At 65.5% G+C, this 18513-nt stretch carries 14 protein-coding genes; 3 read left to right on the top strand and 11 right to left on the bottom strand.

The window, feature by feature from the left end:
* Positions 1-346 precede the first annotated feature (346 nt).
* Positions 347-1351, top strand: a complete 1005-nt coding sequence (locus A8G18_RS11910; RefSeq protein ID WP_064064043.1) for a DUF4192 domain-containing protein — start codon at positions 347-349, stop codon at positions 1349-1351.
* A gap of 231 nt (positions 1352-1582) precedes the next feature.
* On the opposite strand, the gene A8G18_RS11905 is transcribed toward A8G18_RS11910, so the two are convergent.
* The 3 genes from A8G18_RS11905 to A8G18_RS11895 all read right to left on the bottom strand — a co-directional run bounded on the left by A8G18_RS11905 (position 1583) and on the right by A8G18_RS11895 (position 2836).
* Positions 1583-1807 (bottom strand): hypothetical protein, encoded by a 225-nt coding sequence (locus tag A8G18_RS11905; RefSeq protein WP_147290729.1) that lies wholly within the window; start codon positions 1805-1807, stop codon positions 1583-1585.
* Positions 1808-1867: 60 nt separating this feature from the next.
* On the bottom strand, positions 1868-2176 hold the full coding sequence (locus tag A8G18_RS11900; RefSeq protein WP_245207861.1) for a hypothetical protein: 309 nt from the start codon (positions 2174-2176) through the stop codon (positions 1868-1870).
* A 225-nt stretch (positions 2177-2401) separates the two neighbouring features.
* Positions 2402-2836, bottom strand: a complete 435-nt coding sequence (locus tag A8G18_RS11895; protein ID WP_064064040.1) for a hypothetical protein — start codon at positions 2834-2836, stop codon at positions 2402-2404.
* Positions 2837-3085: 249 nt separating this feature from the next.
* Between A8G18_RS11895 and mobF the strand changes: the two genes are divergently transcribed.
* Positions 3086-7504: a MobF family relaxase gene (gene mobF, locus A8G18_RS11890; RefSeq protein WP_064064039.1), complete on the top strand. Its 4419-nt coding sequence runs from the start codon at positions 3086-3088 to the stop codon at positions 7502-7504.
* A gap of 629 nt (positions 7505-8133) precedes the next feature.
* Here the strand turns inward: mobF and A8G18_RS11885 are convergent.
* From A8G18_RS11885 to A8G18_RS11860, 6 genes are all read right to left on the bottom strand, one after another.
* Positions 8134-8754, bottom strand: coding sequence for a hypothetical protein (locus A8G18_RS11885; RefSeq protein WP_064064038.1), 621 nt, complete (start codon positions 8752-8754; stop codon positions 8134-8136).
* A complete protein-coding gene (locus tag A8G18_RS11880; protein ID WP_064064037.1) occupies positions 8751-10562 on the bottom strand; it encodes a type IV secretory system conjugative DNA transfer family protein in 1812 nt (603 codons plus the stop codon). The genes A8G18_RS11885 and A8G18_RS11880 overlap by 4 nt, the downstream gene beginning before the upstream one ends.
* Positions 10559-11980: an ATP/GTP-binding protein gene (locus tag A8G18_RS11875; protein ID WP_245207860.1), complete on the bottom strand. Its 1422-nt coding sequence runs from the start codon at positions 11978-11980 to the stop codon at positions 10559-10561. Before A8G18_RS11875 ends, A8G18_RS11880 begins: the two co-directional genes overlap by 4 nt.
* A 77-nt stretch (positions 11981-12057) precedes the next feature.
* Entirely contained in the window at positions 12058-13650 is a 1593-nt protein-coding gene (locus tag A8G18_RS11870) for a hypothetical protein (RefSeq protein ID WP_064064035.1), read from the bottom strand.
* On the bottom strand, positions 13650-15659 hold the full coding sequence (locus A8G18_RS11865) for a hypothetical protein (protein ID WP_245207859.1): 2010 nt from the start codon (positions 15657-15659) through the stop codon (positions 13650-13652). Before A8G18_RS11865 ends, A8G18_RS11870 begins: the two co-directional genes overlap by 1 nt.
* Positions 15660-15781: 122 nt before the next feature.
* Positions 15782-16381, bottom strand: a complete 600-nt coding sequence (locus tag A8G18_RS11860) for a DUF8175 domain-containg protein (protein ID WP_245207858.1) — start codon at positions 16379-16381, stop codon at positions 15782-15784.
* A gap of 19 nt (positions 16382-16400) precedes the next feature.
* On the opposite strand from A8G18_RS11860, the gene A8G18_RS23395 reads away from it, so the two are divergent.
* Complete coding sequence (locus tag A8G18_RS23395) at positions 16401-16538, top strand: hypothetical protein (protein WP_245207857.1); 138 nt, start codon at positions 16401-16403, stop codon at positions 16536-16538.
* A 29-nt stretch (positions 16539-16567) separates the two neighbouring features.
* On the opposite strand, the gene A8G18_RS11855 is transcribed toward A8G18_RS23395, so the two are convergent.
* Entirely contained in the window at positions 16568-16966 is a 399-nt protein-coding gene (locus A8G18_RS11855) for a hypothetical protein (RefSeq protein WP_226949904.1), read from the bottom strand.
* Between the two features lie 25 nt (positions 16967-16991).
* Positions 16992-18506 carry an AAA family ATPase gene (locus A8G18_RS11850; RefSeq protein WP_064064046.1) on the bottom strand — a complete coding sequence of 505 codons (1515 nt, stop codon included), beginning with the start codon at positions 18504-18506 and terminating at the stop codon, positions 16992-16994.
* Positions 18507-18513 lie beyond the last annotated feature (7 nt).

The raw sequence follows: 18513 nt of genomic DNA, 5'->3' as shown, positions 1-18513 counted from the left end.
CTCTACCGATCCCCGGGGGCTCCGCCCCCGGACCCCTGTCCCTCCCTCCCAAGGTTCCCGCTGCTCCGCGTGCACCGCGCCCGGTCGCCACACCACGGCCCTACCGGACCCGCCGACCACCGAGCAAGGGAAAACCCGCCCTTGCCCGGCAGTCACCGCGCCCGGTTCACCAGGGCCGCACCGACCGACCGAGGTACCCGCTCCACCACCGTCACCGAACCACCCCGATACACCCGCAAAACCGCAGGTCAGAGCCTAAAAGCGTGTGACCGGCATCACCTGAAAAGCACCGAAAAAGCACCAACAAAACATCGAAAAAGCATCAAAACAGATATAAACTAGAGTCATGAACAGCAACGAGAACAGCCCCGTTACCCGCCTGAACACCGCCCAGTTCATCGAAGGCATCCCCGCCTTCCTCGGCATGGTCCCGAACGAATCCCTCGTCATCGCCCTGTTCGATCCCCAGGGAACGACCGGCCCCTTCGCCCGCCTCGACCACGACAACGCCACCGCCGTTGTCGCTCTCGACAAGCTCATGGCCGCCGCCGAGTCCGCCGACTTCAACGCCACCATCGCCGCGCTCGTCAGCATCCACCCCAACGGCGACACCGCAGAGGAGACCCTTCTCGCCGCCACCCGCCACGCCTACACGCTCGGTCTGGCCGTGCCCATCGCCGCCGTCCTGCCCGAGTACACCGCCGGTGAGACCTTCTTCAACTTCCCCAGCGCCGAATCCGGCGAACTCGGCGACATCCTCGCGAGCACCGTTGCTGTCCTCGGAGTCATTGACGGCCGCGCACCCATTGCCCCCAGCCGCGACGCGCTCGCCGCCGAACTCGCACCCGCCGAAGACCTCGGAGTGTTGTTCGAGCGCCAGTGGGACGCACGCCAGGCCCGCGCCCAGGCTCCCGAGATCACCGACGCCGCGAACCTAGAGACGCTGCGCGACGCGATCGAAGCACCCCGCGAGCTGACCTATCCCGAAGCCGTCGCTGTCGCGATCACCCTCACCGACAACCCCCGCGCCCGCGACGTGGCCCTGTACTTCTCCCGCAACGTCGCCGCCGTCGCCATCCTGACCGACGCCGCCCGCAAGACCTCCGGCTACGCCCGCTTTACGATCCTGTCCGTCCTCGCCGCCGTCGCCTACGCACACGGCTACGGAGTCCGCGCCGCCGTCGCCCTCGACGCCATCGAGAACGGAGTAGCCCACGAGACCCAGATCCCCAAGCTCGCGCTTCTCATCCGCCAAGTCGTTGACCACGGCCTGCACGCCAAGGGAGTGCAAGAAGTCCTCAAGGCCGGTCGAAACGTCCTCCCCGAATTCGGATTCACCCCCGAGGACTGACAAACACACCACGAGGCCCCGCACCGACCGGTGCGGGGCCTCGCCCTATCTCCAACTCACCAACGAACCCGCCCGCACCTTCCGCAGCGCGCAGGGCCGAGCTCAGGACATCGAGCCCCTTCGCCCGGCTTCTCCCGCAGCTCGCGCACGGATCCGCGCCACCGCGCCGGGACGACACCCAACCGCAGTGCGCCGACCGTGGCATCGTCACGGTGCGATTCAGGCGAGCCGTCAGAGAATGTCCGGCTTATCCGAGAAGCAGATGTCGATGCTGCGAGTGCGGGGTACGTCCAGCACCGGTATGCCGGCGACCGCCGCATCGAGGGCCAGATCCGAAATCGGCATCACCTCGAGGACGGCATCGAGCAAGGCCGCTTCCGCTTCACTGCGCTGCATGAGAACCCCTAACGTCTCCGAAACCGCCCCGACTTGCGTGCAACGGTCGACTCTCATCATCGAATATCCACCGTGGCTGAACCAACCGCCTCGACACATCAGAAGACGATCGCCTGCCAACTACCACAGCGTTCCTTGCGCCCCGTCGTACAGGGCTGTCTCGATCGCGTGCTGATCCCAGCCATATCGCAAGACCGCCTCGCCCACCGCTCGTGAGCGTCGAGCACGTTCGGCACGGTCGGCGCCGAACCACAACCACCGGCCCCAGCCGCGACCCTTACGCCCCATGTCCGCCATGTTCTCAGCGGTCGACGCGAGCACCACATGGGCAGCGAAGGCATCACCGTCGCCCGTGTTGACGCACAGCGGGTTGTCACAACGCCGGTGCATCGCCACTTTGTTGTCGTCGAGGCCACGTTCCAGCTCCACAGCGAGCGCGTAACGGTGCGGTCGGACCACGATCTGATGACCGTCTCGAGCTATCCAGAACCGTCCGTAGCCGTCGTCACCGAGTGCCCCGACCCAGAGGTGACAGGAATCCAAGTCCGGTCCGTACACCACGCGTTGGAAGAAGCGAGTCCGTTCGATCTCGTCTCCTGGCTCCCACCGCACAGTGGCTCCGTCTCTGACCTCGCGCCGGTGCTTGCTGCCCGATCAGGAGCCGGAAGCAGCTACAGGCACGTCGGGCGTCGGTTCCTTCGCCTCACTGCCGCCCTCGCTCGATCCTTGTGCGGGAGGCGTCGAGTCGTTGTTCTCTTCGGCCAGCTTCACCAACCGGCGCACCATCGCCACGTCCAGATCGACGAGTTCGGAGATCGAGGTCGCGGTCTCGCCACGTCCAGCAACCTGCGCCAGCGACCTGCCCGCCGCGAGTTCGGCCGCAGCCTTCTTCTTTTCGAACTCTTTGTTCGCCTTGGCGATCGCCGCATCACGACGAACAGCGGCCTTGTCCACCTTCTCCAGCGACGCCAACGCGCGCTCGAGGTCGCGCTGGTTGTCGCTGATCCGCTTGAGCAATTCAGCGCGCCGTTCCGACAGCTTCGACCGTGCCTGACTGCGTGCCGAGATCACCTTGGTCTCGTTGTGCACCGCATCCCCCGAACCACTCACTGCGACACCCTTCCCTTCTACAACAACTCACGCCGAGTCTAAACCAGCAGCCCGACCAAACCCGTTCCTTCGCCGGAGCGGTCTTCGACCGCCGGCTACACCGATCCATATCGCACCGTATCCGGGCACCACCAACAGAAGAAAGGGGACACACCTCTTGCAGTTTTACTGCCATTCGGGATTCTCGCTCCCAACCTGCGTGTTCGTACCGCTAAGATCGAGCCCGTGATGACCCTCCACGTCCTGCACGCAGCGGACGGCTACGAGTACCTGACACGTCAGGTCGCCACAGCCGACCGCGAGCGTGAACGTGGAGCAGAACTGACCGACTACTACACCGCACACGGCACACCGCCCGGCGAATGGTTCGGCTCCGGCGTCGACGGTTTGAACGACCTTCTCGACGACATCCACGTCGCGAACGCCGACCGGATCTCGGTCGGAGATGTCGTCACCGAGGCGCAAATGAAGGCATTGTTCGGCGAAGGTCTCCATCCGAATGCCGATGCCATGATCGCCGAACTCATCGATCGAGGCGTCCCCTCCGAGGACGCAATCCGGCTCGCTCGACTCGGGCGAAAGTTCCCGACCTTCAAGAACAACGTCGAGCTGTTCGACCGACACGCGGCCGAAATCGCCGAGTACACCGATACCCACGGGCACGCCCCGAGTCCGGAGGAAACCGCTGCGATCCTCGACCGCATCGCCGGAGGTATGTTCCAGGACAAGCACGGCCGGCCAGTCGCGAACGAGGCCGAATTGCGGAACTGGATTGCCCACGAGAAGGGCAAAGTCCGACACCCGGTAGCCGGCCACGACCTGGTTTTCACACCGCCCAAGAGCGTGTCGAGCCTGTGGGCACTGGCACCGAACGAGACGCGTATCGAGATCGAGCGCATCGTCGATGCCACGGTGAAAGACACCCTCCGGTGGCTCGAAGAGAACGCCTGCTTCACTCGCGTCGGCCGCAACGGCGAGGAACAGATCGACACCAACGGTTTCGTCGCGACCCTCTACAAGCACTTCGATTCCCGCTGCGGGGACCCCAATCTGCACACCCACGCCGTCGTGTCGATCAAGACCCAGGCCGCCGAAGACGGCAAGTGGCGAGCCGTCGACGGATCGACCATGTTCCGCTTTGCCGTCGCCGCCTCGCAGCGATTCAACGCCGAAGTGATGCAGCGCCTGAGCACCGAACTCGGCCTCGAGCTGACCCACCGCGAGATCGATCAGGGCAAGCAACCCGTCGTCGAACTGGCCGTCATTCCCCGCGACATGCTCGAGATGTTCAGCTCCCGCCGCAGCGTGATCGAGGCCCGCCGCGACGAACTCGTGGCCGAGTACCGCGCCAAGTACCAGCGGATGCCCGACGCCAAGACGATGTATCAGCTTTATCAACAAGCAACCCTCGACACCCGCGAAGGCAAGGCCGACGCGAAATCACTCGCCGAGATGCGCGCAGAATGGCGCGAGAAGGCCGCCGAAATCCTCGGCGGCAACGAGGCTGTCGACCAGCTCGTCCGCGACGCCTTCGCCGCCGATCACGCCCCGAGGCCACAGCGCCGCAGCCTCGACGACGACGCCCGAGCCGTGATCACCAAGCTCGAATCCAAGCGCTCGCGCTGGCAACTGCCACACATCGTCTCCGCAGTCCAGGCCCACCTCGGCGGTGAGACGTTCCCCGACCTCGACACCTACCGGACGGCAGTCGATCGACTCACCAGCCGGGTCGTGGAGTTGTCGGTCACCACCCCACGCGTCGAGCTGCCCGCGATCCCGAGGCGTCTGCGCCGACGTAACGGCGATTTCGTTCTGTCCCACCACGGCAGCCACAAACACAGCTCCCAGCGCATCCTCGACGCCGAAACGATGCTGGCATCGGCCACCAGCGAACCCACCGTCTTCACCGCTCGAACCGCCTCGATCTACGAGGTGTACGAGACGATGCGCGCCGAAACCGGGCGCAACCTCAACGCCGGCCAGCGCACCTTGACCGAGCACTTCCTGCAATCCGGGGCACTGCTGGCCGTCGGTGTCGGACCCGCAGGAACCGGCAAGACCACCAGCATGAAAGTCGTCGTGCAGGCATGGCAAAACGAAGGCCGGGGCGTCATAGCCCTCGCACCCTCCGCAGTCGCCGCCGAAACACTCGGCGAAGAAGTCGGCGTCACCGGCCTGACCCTGGCCTCCCTGACCTACCCCTGGCGTGGTCTCGTCGGCAGTCGCCCCGGCACACTTCCGGCCGGCATCGACATCGCACCGGGCACGATGCTGCTCGTCGACGAAGCATCCCTTGCCTCCACCCTCGACCTCGCCGCCGTCGTCGAGATCGCCAAGGAACGTGGCGCAGTCGTCCGCCTGCTCGGTGACCCGGCCCAGCTCGACGCTGTGGAAACCGGCGGAATTCTGCGCTATCTGGCGCAGAACACCGACGCTCCCGAACTCGACACCGTGGTCCGATTCGGCAACGACACCGCTCAAGCCGAAAACTCGATGCTGCTGCGATCCGGTGACTCCACCGGCCTGGACCTGATCTACGAACGCGACCTCGTGCGCGAAGGAACGCGCGAAGAAATGATCGGCCAGGCCGTCGAGAACTACCTCCACGACCTCGCCGACGGTAAAGAATCCATCGTCATGCTGCCCACCCGCGAGGACGTCACGGCAGCGAACATCCAAGTCCAGGCCGTACGCCGCCACGACGGAACCAGCGACGAATCCACCACCGTCGCCCTCGCCGACGAACTCACCGCAGGCCGCGGCGACATCGTGCTCACCCGCAGCAACCGCCGCGATCTGAACCCCTCCGGCGGAAAGAAAGCCGGAGCGTTCGTGCGAAACGGCGACCTGTGGGAAGTGCTCGATGTCGTCTCCGAACGCGGCGCACTGACCGTCCGGCACCTCGAACACGGCGGCGTCATCACCCTGCCGGCCGACTACATCAGCACCCACGTGCAACTCGGCTACGCCTCCACCGTGCACCGCGCCCAGGGCGTCACCGTCGACACCGCCCACGCCATCATCACCCCCGACATGGACCGCTCCGGGCTGTATGTGGCCGTCACCCGCGCCCGCACCGACAACCGGATCTACGTCCCGGTCGACGTGCCCGTCAACCTCGACACCGAGCGTCCGCACCTCGAAGACAAGAACGTCTCCACCGGCCGGATGATCCTCGAAACCGTCGTCGCCACCGACAACGGCCACCGCACCGCCACCGAAGAACTCGCCGAACAAGCCGCCCACGCCACCGACCCGGAGCGGCTGCGCGAGGCATATCTGGCCGCCCAACGCCGCCTCCGCGACGACGCACTCGAGACCGAGATGCGCCGCACCCTGCCCGAACACATCGCCGCCACAATCGAAGGCACCGAAGGATGGGCGCAGCTTCGCCAGGTCCTCGCCGATGCCCACGACCACGGCCACAGCACCCGCACGCTCCTCGGACACGCCCTCGCCGAAGGCCCCCTCGCCGGAGCGAAAGACATCGGAGCGGTCCTCGCCCACCGCACCCGCGCCATCGTCGGCCAGTTCACCGAACACCCGACATTGCCGCCGCTACCGATCCGAGACCCGCTCCACACCGACACGGACATGCACGACTTCGCGGTCGAATGCGCCCGCCGCTACACCGAGACCACCGACCGCGCCGCGGCCGCAGACACCGGCATCGGCGAGGTCATCCGCCGCTACCGCGACACCTCCGCACTGCTCGAAACACAGAGAGTTCGCACCCTCGCCACCGCTGCACTCGGAGAAGAACTCGGTGCCCGCATCGCCGAAGAATCCTCCGCACGACTGCTCGCCCGCCAGCTCCACCGCGCCGCCCAAGCCGGCGTAGACCCGATCAACCTGCTCACCTGGCACCACGAACGCCTTGCCGCAAACGGCGTCGACACCACCGCGGCCGCGCTGCGCTCCGACATGGCCAAGCCCCTGACCGAGCTGATCGCCCGCCGCAACACCGCATGGCTCACCGAGCACGAAGAGACCATCGCCGAGCACCTGCCCACGCTCGCGTTGCAGACCGACGACGAACGCGCCCAGGCCATCGCCGGACGCATCGAACATCTCCACCGCCTCAGCGGAGCGAGCATTGAGGAGGTCGTGGCCGATCTGGCAGAGCGGACCGGAGCCACCGCCCCAGCGACCGTGCTCCTCGCCGAACTCGACCGCCTCGCCGCCGACGGACGCGACCTCACGAACCCCGACGCACCCGAATGGGTCGTCGCGCCCGTGTCCGACGCCGACACCATCGACCCCGAACTCGCCGCCACGATCCGCGAGGACTACCAGGCCATCGCCGAGCTCCACCGCGACTTCCGCGATCAGCTCACCGACGACACCGCACCGATCTGGGCATACGCGAGCCTCGACGCCTGCCCCGACGATCCCGAACACGCTGCTCTGTGGCGTGCCACCGTCGCGGACGCGGCTGCTTACCGAAGTACGCACCACATCACCGACGAGGACACTCTCGTCGGAGGCCGGCCCAAAGATCGCCGGGCCGCACTCGACTGGACCAACGTCGAACGTCAGCGTCTCCAACTGCACAAGGAGCGGACGCGACCAGAGCGGAATGCGGTTGACACCCCGGAACCTCGGTCTGCGGTCGCCGGGATTGAACACCGGACGAGGCGGATCTGACTGGGGGCGGAGGGGAATGCGTGGGGCCGGAAACGGGCTCGCGTCTCCGGAAAAGCCCAGTTGGAGCGGTGTGATATGATTCTCACGGCTAACGCGTCTAGCCGACCCCGGTAATACCGGAGTCGGCTTTTCTGCGCCAGCTACTCTCAACTGAAGAAAGGAGATCAGATGACATCTGTCGCTGCGCGTAAGCGCATCTGGGGTGTCCTCGGGCGCATGCTTGCCGGCGTACTAACCCGTTGGACTCTGGACAAGATGTTTGAGCAACTGGTCATTATCTAGTTGTTCGAGGCGGATGTTTCCAGCACTAGCTGGGAGCATCCGCCCTCTTGTTCTACAGAAAGGGTATCACTCTTACGCAAAAATTTATACACCCCTTGGACAGCACGGGGCCTAATTGAAATTTTCCTGGGTGCCACTCAGGGGGCGTTCCACTCCTCCCGCGAGGGCCAACCGGATAGACCGAACACACAACGGACACGACTTCGATCTGAGCGGGAAACCCCAGTTCGAGGTCGCGTCCGTGCGGAATGGTCGGCCACGACGCCTGGGCGGGCACTCTTCGCGGCCGACCACCACACCGAGGACAGGCCGGGTGGTGAGTCCGGTTCCGATGTCCTCGGCAGTCACTAGGTCCGTACGTACCCCTCTGTATCGTCGGACCACTCCCAAACGTGACCGTCATACGAGACCGGCCCGAACTCATCGTCAGCCTCAACCGGTTCGGCATCTCCCGAGTCGATCAGATCGACCATCCGCGCAGCATCGATCACCACCGGCTTCACCCCGTTGCCCGAGTCCGAGAACGATCCGGTCGCAGCGACCGCCGCCGCGATCGGGGTCGGCCGCGCCGCGATGTCCGCCGCGATCCACTCCCGTGCCCCCTCGAGCAGCGTGACCTGCACGGTCGGCGGTTCGCAGCGCCCGTCGATACAGTCGCCGAACTCGTCGGAGTTGACCGCCAGCCGTTGCAGAAGCGGTTGATAGACCTGGTAGTGCCAGCTTCCCGGCGACCACGAATGCACCTGACCGTCGCCGAGCTGTTCGTAGGCGACCTTGTGCGCCGACATCGCCGCCGTCAGTTCCTCGACCATCTTCGGGTGCCGATACCAGCAGCCCTTGATCCGATCGGTGAGCCGATAGCAGCCGCGAAACCACTCCACCCAGTCGATCAACTCGTCCCACAACTGTTGGGCTTGTTCCTGGTCGAGATGCCGCCACGACAACCGGCCCGGCGTGTACCCGCTCATCCGAGCACCACTTCCCCGCCCGTGCGGGACCAAGCCCAATCGGGCAGCTCCCCCGTCTCGCAGACCCAGTTGTAGACCTCTTGAGAGTCGAGCACCCGTTTCTTCCAGTGCGGAATGTCCCACACCAGCGGTAGATGGACCCGCGCCGGAGCCGCACCCCGGTAGATCATCAATGCCTGGTCAGCAGGCATTCCGCGAATCTCCGGGGCGGTCATCACCTTCGTCTGCCGAGGAGCCTGCGTCGGAGACCACCACTCTTCGCGCTCACCGGTCAATCGGGAGATCTGCTCGAGCTCGTTCACATCACCGAGGCCGGGCAGGATGATTCGCACCGGCGAGTTCGTCGTGAACATCTTCCCCGCGCTCGGACCCCATCGCCGGATGTTCTGCTCCTGACCGTGGCAGAACGCCCAGATCGAGATTCCTCGCCCGGCGCTGTCGGATACCTTGTCGGGCAGATCCGGGATGGGCGCGACATTGTTGACCTCATCGAGAACGAACCGCACCGGAGGATCGATTCTCTCCTCTGGGTACTCCCGCGAAATTTCTTTGGCCAGGTAATACGCCTCCGCCGCCAACGCCGTGACGATCGGTGCACTTGAGCCGTAGGAGCCTTCGGAGATCAGATACAGCGTCCCGCCGTCGCGGATGAGCTGCGCGAGGTTCACCGACTCGTCGGCGGTGACGTTGACTGCCGCCATCAACTTCGGTGAGGCGAGGGGATCGAGCAGCGTCGAGACCGTCGACATCACATCGTCGACCGAATCCGATCCCGAGCCGCCGAGCTGCGAATACTCCACGCTCCACGTCGGCAGGTCCCGGTCCAGAATCTCCTTGACCTTCGGCACCTGCCGCTGCATCGCCCAGCGATAGAAGGTGGTCACGTCCCCACCGGACACCGCTGCCGCATACAGACAGCACCGCAGGTACTTCGCTGCGTTCGTCGAGAAGTACCCACTGTTCTTGGTATCGCCGAGGGGAACAGCCTGCACCAGCGCATCGGCACGCCGGATCGCCGTATCCGGGTCATCGCAGCTGGCCAGCAGAGACCACCGCATCGGCGTCGGCCACCGCGTGATGCCCTCGGGGTCGAACACCTCGACCGGGCCGGAGGCCAACCGTTGCCCCACCGTCGACCACAGCAGATCAGGTTTGGTGGTCGTGGCCAGCACGAACCCGACCGACTCGACGATCCGCTGCCAAGCCAACCGCCAGCTCTTGCCCGAACCGGTCGGACCCTCGACCAGCGTGCCGTCCCGGTACTGGACGAACACCTCGGCATCTTTGCCATGCTCGTCGTAGAGCGTGCCGATCCGGGTCGCCACCTGATGCGCGTCGATCTTGCGGGCCGGAGTATCACCCAAGCTCGCCCGATTCGTCTTCGCGGCTTTCACCGCGCTCCTGCGATCGAGGCCGCGCCGCCGCAGCTCCGCCCGGTCCGCAAACCCTTCCTGGCGCGTGCGCTTAGCGCGCTGACGTGCCGAAACCTTCCCGTCGATCACGAGGACGACGGCGATATAGACCAGCATCGCTGCGATCAGGCACACCCACACCGCGACCGCCGAGCCCGGCCGCGAGTCCTCGGGCCAGCCCACCGTCGGATCGCCCGGCGTGAGCACCAACGCCCGCAACACCGACAACGTGCCGTACAGCCCTTCCGGGAACACCGGACCCGCCCCGGTCACCAGGCCGGCAACCGCGCCCCCGGCGTACACCGTCCACAGGACCGCGCCGATCACCACGACCACCAGGCCGGTGCCGACCGGGATCACCGGCTGTGTCGGCCGCTGTTGACCCCGCTCGTTCACTGCACCGCCCCCACCAGCTCGGCCAATTCCTCGGCATCGAGAGTGTCCGGGAGCCGGGTCTGCCCGACCAGCGTGCTCGCCTCACCCCGAATGACCTCATCGGTGTCGGTGAGGGTGATCTCGAGCGGGGACCGCTCGTGCTTCATCAGCACCGGATCGGACTTGCCCATCACCACGAGACACTGCCCCTTGTGCATCGACATCAGCAGATCGACGCAGTATTCGGGCAGGTGGTACATGCGAACCGTCTGCTCGGCATCGTCCACCCGATCCTGTCCGTACAGGAACACGATCCCGGCTTCCTGCATCAACGCCCTGGCCGGAGAATCCGCAGGTAGATCGGCGATGTGATGGAACGCTGAGACCGTGGACAGGCCGAGGCCGCGAGAGAGCTTCATGTTGTCCCGGAAAACCCGCCCGGTCGAGCCTTCCGCGATGTGCCAGCCTTCCTCGACGATGAGAATGGTCTGCTTGTGCTCGGATGCACGAGCGGCGAGAACATTCGACAGCCACGTATTGATGACCGTCATCACCACCCGCAGCGCCGGTCCTTTGTTGGGCAGTTCGGAGACGTCGAAGTGCACGAGCGGATGGTCGAGCGCATGACGGACATCGGTCGAGGTCGGCTGATCGACCAACCCGCGCAGATCTCCTTCGCAGAGCTGCCGCAGCGCCAGGCCCGGATCACGACCCCACCGGCACGCTTCCTTCTCCCACACCTCGCCGAAGGTGACTGTCGCTTCCTCCGGCGTGGATAGCAGCAGATCGGCGACATCACGCAGGATCGGCTCGGTGCCCTCGCTGCGGGCACGTTCGTTGACCAGTCTCAGCGCCAGGTTCAGCGCCGCGATCTCCGTCTGCACCAACGTCCGCTGCATGGTGTCCTCGAGTACCGCGGCAATCAGCACTTCTTGACCGGCCGGCACGATGCCACCAGAAGTGGTCACCGACGACGAAATCGCCGGGTCCATGATGTTCAACCGCGCACCGTCCCCGCCGGTCTTGAACCTGATCGACGGCACCCCCAGCGACTTGGCGAGCTCGGTGTACTCACCACCGCGATCACCCTGACGCTTCTTGTCGATCACCACGACCTGACGGCCGGCCGCGATCTGCCGCAGTCCCAGGGTGGTCTTGATCAGTGAGGACTTCGCCTTGCCGATATCACCGACCACCGCGACGTTGATGTTCTCGATCTCACTTCCGTACAACGCGAACGGATCGGTGATGACCAGCGCATTCGACATCAGGTTCCGCCCCGACACGAGTCCTTCGTGCCGCACGTTTTTGCGGGTGGTCGCCAGATTCAGTGCTTCGGCCTGGCGAGTCGTCGACCACACCCCTTCCGGGCGTGGCTCGTACCAGCCCCACCGGTCGAGCCACTTGTTGCGCTTCGGTGGACGCCGACGAGGAACCACCGGCGTGTCCGCCTGATCTACCTCCGGAGCGGTCGGCGCAGGCGCAGCGTCCTTTTTGCGGCTGCGTAGTGACGGCATCAGACCCCCTTGGCCCGGGTGTACTTGGTGGCCGCGAGTCCGCGGCCGAGCGGCAGAGTGAGGAATTGCGCGACATCGTGGCTGTCGTCGAACCAGGTGAACTCTTTGATGGCGGCTTGGTCGGCGGCCTGCTCGAGCCGCGCACACGCTCGCATCACCGCATCCTCATCCGGTGCGGTGACCGACACTGCCATCGACCAGATCACCCCGTGGTGTCCCGATCCCGGCTTGAGGTCTTCGCGGCGACGCAGTGATGCCGACGCCATGACCTCCGATGCACCGTCGGTGACCTGGCCCTTCTTTCGCTCCTTGTACTGGCGTGCTGCATCCTCGGTCGCGTCCTTGCGTGCCACCTGGCGCGCTTTGACTGCATCGACGAAATCCATCCGCACCTTCACCGTGCGGATTGTTGGCTGGGCCGGAAGCCCCTCAACAGGATCGCCGGGGTCCGGGTCGACGCCGGTCAACAGCGGCGAGAGCCATTCAGCGTGCAGCGGGATCGGTTCGATCGAACCGGGCCGGATCAACCCGACGCGGGTATCCCATCGGTCGGACACCCGTGTCGATAGGTCTCCGCCGACATACGACGGCCAGCAGTTGCCCCAGTTTGCGCCACGGTGGGCGTCGAGTGCGTAGGACGGATCGAGCATCGAGCGGAACACCGCACAGGCACGCTGTTGGCCGAGCACCTGCACCTGTCCGAGACGAGCTGAGGTCAGCGCGCCGACCGCCCGCATGGTCTCCTCGACGATGACCTGGCCGATACCGGCCTTCGTCTCTACGCCCTTACGCTTGGCGACCGCTCCGGCCGCCGACAGCAGTTCGATCGACTTCGGGAAGATCAGCGTGGCGTAGCAACGATGCTCTTCCGACTCCGGGGCCAGACCGTCGATGAGCTGGCCGTAGGACTCGACCGCGGGCATCACCCGGTGTGCATGAGGATTCGCGCGCACCACCGATTCCATCCACGCCACGTGGGGAGTCAGATCGGCCGGCACCGAGCGGTGCACCATCTCCAGCCCTCGAAGCAGTGAGGATCGGCGCGCGAACGAGGCCAGCGTGCGCGAGAACGCCTGCGAGGTCACTGCCCATTCCTCTGCACCGCGGAGTCCTTCGGCGAGCCCTTGAATCGACAGCACCACCGAGTAGTAGTTGTTGTCACCAGGCGTCCGGTGCTCGAGGATGAACATGTCATCGAGACCTGTATCGGTCAGATCCAGCGGAGCGACATCTCCGAGCGGCACCGGGAACTCCCAGCCCGGATCGGCTCCGAGCACCCCGTACAACTCATCACCGGGTGCCCGGTAGACGTGTTCACCGTGCTTTCGCCGCCGCCGATCCCGGATCCGGTGCAGTTTCTCCCCCGCCCAAGACCGGCGACCGTTGATGTCGGTCGTCGCCCACAGCGTGCCGCCCACCACCGCAAGGACACCGGCCAGTGTCCAGATCGTCGATCCGAAGAAGACGAACAGGAACATCGAGACCATCAGCGCCGCTGCATAGGCGAACAGCACCGGTTCGGGAACGGGGATCAGTCCTCGGCGAGCGATTTCCGAGCCGAGGATCGAGGTGCGCTGCTCACTGTCACTCATCACTGATCTCCCATGTTGTCGGCTCGTTCAGGAGCGTTCTGTGCCGCCTGGGCTGCCTTGTTCAGCGCTGCGCCGCCCACGGTCCCGGCCACGACAGCCGCTCCCACCCCGGCCGATGCGACCGTGCCGGAGATGCCCTTGGCTGCTCCCATGAGCTTGCGAGTGCTCGCCCCACCATGCCCCCCACCGCTATGACCTGCGGTAACACCCGAGTGCTGGTGGGAGGTCGACCCGGCGGAACTATGGGACGTCGACCCGTTCGAGGTGGAGGCCACTCCCCCACCAACGCTCCCGCCGCCGACAGGATGGGCGTGTGCCGCCCCTGCGGAGCGGGCCGCAGCGACCTCACCCCCGCCACCACCGCCGCGGGCCATCATTGCCATCTGCGCGGTCTGCAAAGTGCCGCCCAGCCCTTGTCCGGTCGCCGATCCGGTATCGCCGAAGCCTTCCGAATCTTCACTGGACGGCATGAACGGGGCGTACTTGAGCAGCGACCACGGAGCGAGGCCGACCAGTCCGATGCACACCGCCGACATCGCCAAGGCGCCAAGCGATGCGAGGTCACCGTCGACGTAAGCCCCGGCGCTGCTGTCGATCAGCACCGTGGCTAAGAACCCCAGACCGAGGAAGATCACCGGCTTGGAAAACACGATCGAGATGAATACGAAGATCGGGCGCATCGCCTTCTTCCGCAGGTTCGGATGCACCCACAATCCGAACGCGACACCGGTCAGGCCGGCGAGGATCGGCAAGGCAGCGGCGTGCATCAACATGCCGAAGAACAACGCCAGCGACCCGAGGAACAACAACCCGAAGAACACGATTCCGGTCAGAGAGCCACCGACGACGGTGTCGCTCGTGATGCCTCCGAGCATTGCCGATACGGACACCACCGCCTGCTCCAAGTCCTGCTTGAGCAGTCCGGACAGGGAGGTGGTCAGCGCGTGCGAGAGCTGGACCAGCATTTCGGCGGCGGCCGGGGCGAACATCATCGACAGCACACCTAACGGGGCGTAGCCGATCAGGCTGTGCACCAGTTCCATTCGTGTCGATTTCTGTGCGGAGGTTCGGTAGATCGTGAACAGTGCGGTGATCGACATGACGAACACCCCGATTCCGCAACTGACCGCGTACCACCGCAGGAAACCTTCATCCCGCGGGTTGAACTCGTGGATGTTCGCCAAGCCCTCAAGGACCGAGGTGGTCAGCGATACCGCGCTTTCCTTGGTGCTGTTGGCCCAGTCGTCGATCACGCTGCCCGGATCAGCGATGAACGCGACCACGTCACCGGCCTTGTCGACGGCCGCCATACCGAGGCCGACGCCGAGCTGGATCTGAAGCGGCGTGGCGGCCTTGAGGACCACACCACCGACTCTGGCGAGATCGAGGAACCGGTCAGCGAAGTCCTTGTTCTGCTCTTTCCAGTTCCAGATGCCGCCGAACATCGCCCCCACCCGCGTGTTCCAGGCGCGGCACTGTACGAGTTCATCCGGCCCTGAAGTCTTGTCACAGTCGAGGAAATAGGCCCTGTTGCACAGCATCTCGTGGTCGCTGCACGGATTCTCAAAGATGTCGTCCGGCAGGTTGTCGACCCACTTCTGTTGCTTCATCACTGCGATCGAACCGGCGTCGGGTGCTGCCGCCCAGGTAAATCCCCAGTGGTTCCCGCCAGGCTCGGACCACTTCGCCAGATCCGCAGCGCACACCTTGGCCGAGGGCGAGAACTCCGGGTCGCCACCGGGGAAGGATGCCGGCCAGGTGGTCGGAGCCTTGCCATCGAGCACCGCTTGCTTCGCTTCATCCTCCGAGACGCCCATCAGCTCGGCGTACTGCGCGATGCGCTGCGTCACCGGGGACGCCCAGTAGAGAATTTGCTGGTCGAAGCGGAGATACTGCGCGAGGTACTGCCCGAAGTCGCCACCCTTGTCCGCACACGCCGGATCGGTCGACCACCCGGCCGCCTCGAACTCCGGGTGACCGGGAAAGAACTCCTTGAGCTCGTCTGGCATCCCAGCAGGCCACCCTTCGGCAGCGCCACTGAGCGGCTGCGCCCACGCGGGAATCGCACTTGAGGCCAACGCAAGCACTGCCAGCAGCACCGCAAGAAAAGTACGGACAAGGGGTCGCATGATTACTCCACGAAGAAGGTGTAGAGGCCGTTCGCGCCGAATTTGGCGAGAGTGGAGTCCCCTTCGGGGAACGAGACCTCTTCGGGCTCGGGTCCGGACCGGAACGCCCAATCGACGGCCTTCCAATCCCCGTTCTCCCACTCCAAGGTCACCGTGGTCGTGGACCAAACCGTGAGGACGCTGATCTTGCCCGTGCCGCTCAGATCGCTCTGGCTCGCCGAGACTGCCCACACCGACACCACCGCACGGTCATCCGAGTAGTCCGTGACGTTGACCAGGACCGGGATGTTGTTCATCACGGTGTCTTCGGAGTGTGAGACGTTGTCCTCGACAATGGCAATCAAAGCATCGCTGGCGCCGTCCCCGACAAGGTTGTTTTTCAGGTCGGCGGCGGTCACCCGGCCGAGGGCGATCTGGCTCACTGCCTGCACGAAGTTGGCGGCCGCGGTCTGTGCTCCGGCCTCGGTGTGGTCGTAGCCATGCGGAACACCGTTGGTGATCGAGTTGGGACCGTGCCCGGTCCGCACCGTGTCGGACTCCGAGCTACCGCCGCTCAACCCCGCGAGAATGCTCCCGAGGATCGTCACCACGAGCAGGATCACCAGGCCGTACTTGAACCATGTGGGCAGTCTGCCGAACGCCGCCTTCCATCCTTTGGTCTCTGCCGTCTTCGCCGAGGATGTCGGCGTCGGTGCTGCTGTTGCCGAGGGCGATTGCTGGGAGCCCGGCTTGATCGAGCTGAAATCGGGTGCCATCTGATTCTCCTAACAGTGCTGGTAGATCGGCTATCAGCCGTTGACGACGAACAAGATGGCGCCGACGATGATCCCGGCTCCGGCCACGCAACCGAACGCCACACCAGCGGTCTTGGCCGAATCCATCGAATCGCTCAGTTCGCTCTGGTAGCCCCCGGCGCGAGCCTTACGGATCTTGTAGAGCGAAATGATCAGGTTGACTGCGGATACCGCCAGGACCGCACCCCAGATACCGCCCGCAATCCGCGACCAGGTGCTCTGGAACGTAGGACCGAACACCCCCAGATCAGGGGAGATTCCGTCGAGTGGATTGTCGGTCTGAGCCGAGGCGGTACCGGCGGTGAGCAACACCGTGCCGATCGTGGCCGACAGAAGGGACGCAGCACGGGCCACGCTACGAGGTAGCGACCGCATCGAGGTATTGCGAGACATCACAGGGGTCCTTTCACACAGAAGGTCAGGCGTAGGGATCGAAGCTCGACGGCTTCGGTGGTTGCGGCCGTCGGGCCGGGGCCGGCGGTTGGTGCACCTCAGCAGCGGATTCGCTCGAGGCATCCGGTTCGGGGGCCGCTTCCGCCGTCTCGGCGGTGGGCCGGTAGTCCAGGGGCAGGTCCCTGGCCGGGTCCGTCTCAGGCACCCGGACAGCAGGAACGGCAGCGGGTTCCACTACCGGGGCCGGGGGCGGCTCAGCTGCGGGAACCGACTCGGGAGCCCGGGCCGGCTGGGGCGCTACGACGCCCGGAACGTCCGCCGCGAACGTCGGCGGAGCCGGTTCCGGGGCGACCACCGGAGCCGGTACCCCCTGCTGCCGGAGTCCGGCCTGCCGCTCGACGATGGCCTCGGCCAGCGCATCGGTCACCATCGCCGCGACATTCGTCCACGCGATGATCGAACTCTGCGACAACGCCTCGAGCGTGATCCGCTCACCGGTGGCGAAGACCGGCTCGAACGGGACCCGAACGTAGGTCTGCACACCGAGAGAGTCGAACTCGTCGACAATCGCAGTTTCGAGGTTCGGATCGGACCCCGGCGTCGCGCACAGCAGCACGATCGCAGAGCGCACCAGATGCTCGAACCCCCGCTTACGGAGGCCGTCGAGCATCGCGTAGGCGTGCTGCGCCATGTCCCGGCGCATCGGCAGCGGCACCACCAGCACGTCGGCGTGGCGCACCGCCCACTGCCATGCCCCGGCCTGCGGAGTGGTGGCTGTGTCGATAATCAACAGGTCGCGATGGCGACGAAGCACCGCGCCCAACGCCGCGCACTCGTCCTCGCCGAGCATGTCGTCGTAGGAAGAATCGGTGTCCCCGGCCAGGATCTCGTCGTGGGTGGGCTGGAGCCGCAGATACGCCGCCAGCTCCCCCGCCTCGACGTCGGCCGACATCAGCCGCGATGCGTTGTCGAGGACATCCCACACCGTGCGTTCGATGGGTGCGGTGCGCGCTGCGCGAATGCCGAGGGTGCCGCCGGCCTCGCTCATATCCACCGCCACGACCCCGCGGCCGCGATGCTTACCGAGCATCGCTGCCAGCGCAATCGACGTCGGAGTTTTGCCGGCTCCGCCCTTGGTGTTGACCACAGCGACCGTGCCCGAACCCGGCAGCGTTCGCTGGATCGCTTCGACCGCCGCCCGGTGGCCGGTCTCTGCCGAGGCCGCCTTCGGGGCCAGTTTCGTTCCCAGAGCTGCATTGATCCGACCCCGCCAACCCCACTGAGCAGGCTGGGAAAGTGCCGGTGAGGCGGCCTCGTCGAACAGTGCGCCGTGCCCGGTGGACGGCATTGCTGTCGGCGCGATCGGCTCGTCGACGGCCGCGAGAGCATCTACTCCGACCCCGTACGGATCGGCGATGTCCTCGGTTACAGGCTCAGGAGCCGGGGCCGGTTCGGGTTCGACAGCGGGACGGTTCGGGCGTAGCCGCAGCCGACGCGGGTCGATGGTCGGTTCGTGGTTGTAGTCAGCGATGTCAGCCATCACGCTC

It is taken from the genome of Rhodococcus gordoniae, from assembly GCF_001646655.1.
Classification (GTDB): Bacteria; Actinomycetota; Actinomycetes; order Mycobacteriales; family Mycobacteriaceae; genus Rhodococcus; species Rhodococcus gordoniae.
This window is presented reverse-complemented; position numbering and strand designations above follow the sequence as displayed.

Bases quoted from the DNA above. Each gene is read 5' to 3' on its own strand.
- A8G18_RS11885 (WP_064064038.1), bottom strand. From the start codon at position 8,754: ATGAGCGGGTACACGCCGGGCCGGTTGTCGTGGCGGCATCTCGACCAG.
- mobF (WP_064064039.1), top strand. From the start codon at position 3,086: ATGACCCTCCACGTCCTGCACGCAGCGGACGGCTACGAGTACCTGACA.
- A8G18_RS11850 (WP_064064046.1), bottom strand. From the start codon at position 18,506: ATGGCTGACATCGCTGACTACAACCACGAACCGACCATCGACCCGCGT.
- A8G18_RS11905 (WP_147290729.1), bottom strand. From the start codon at position 1,807: ATGATGAGAGTCGACCGTTGCACGCAAGTCGGGGCGGTTTCGGAGACG.
- A8G18_RS11855 (WP_226949904.1), bottom strand. From the start codon at position 16,966: ATGTCTCGCAATACCTCGATGCGGTCGCTACCTCGTAGCGTGGCCCGT.
- A8G18_RS11865 (WP_245207859.1), bottom strand. From the start codon at position 15,659: ATGCCAGACGAGCTCAAGGAGTTCTTTCCCGGTCACCCGGAGTTCGAG.
- A8G18_RS11870 (WP_064064035.1), bottom strand. From the start codon at position 13,650: ATGAGTGACAGTGAGCAGCGCACCTCGATCCTCGGCTCGGAAATCGCT.
- A8G18_RS11910 (WP_064064043.1), top strand. From the start codon at position 347: ATGAACAGCAACGAGAACAGCCCCGTTACCCGCCTGAACACCGCCCAG.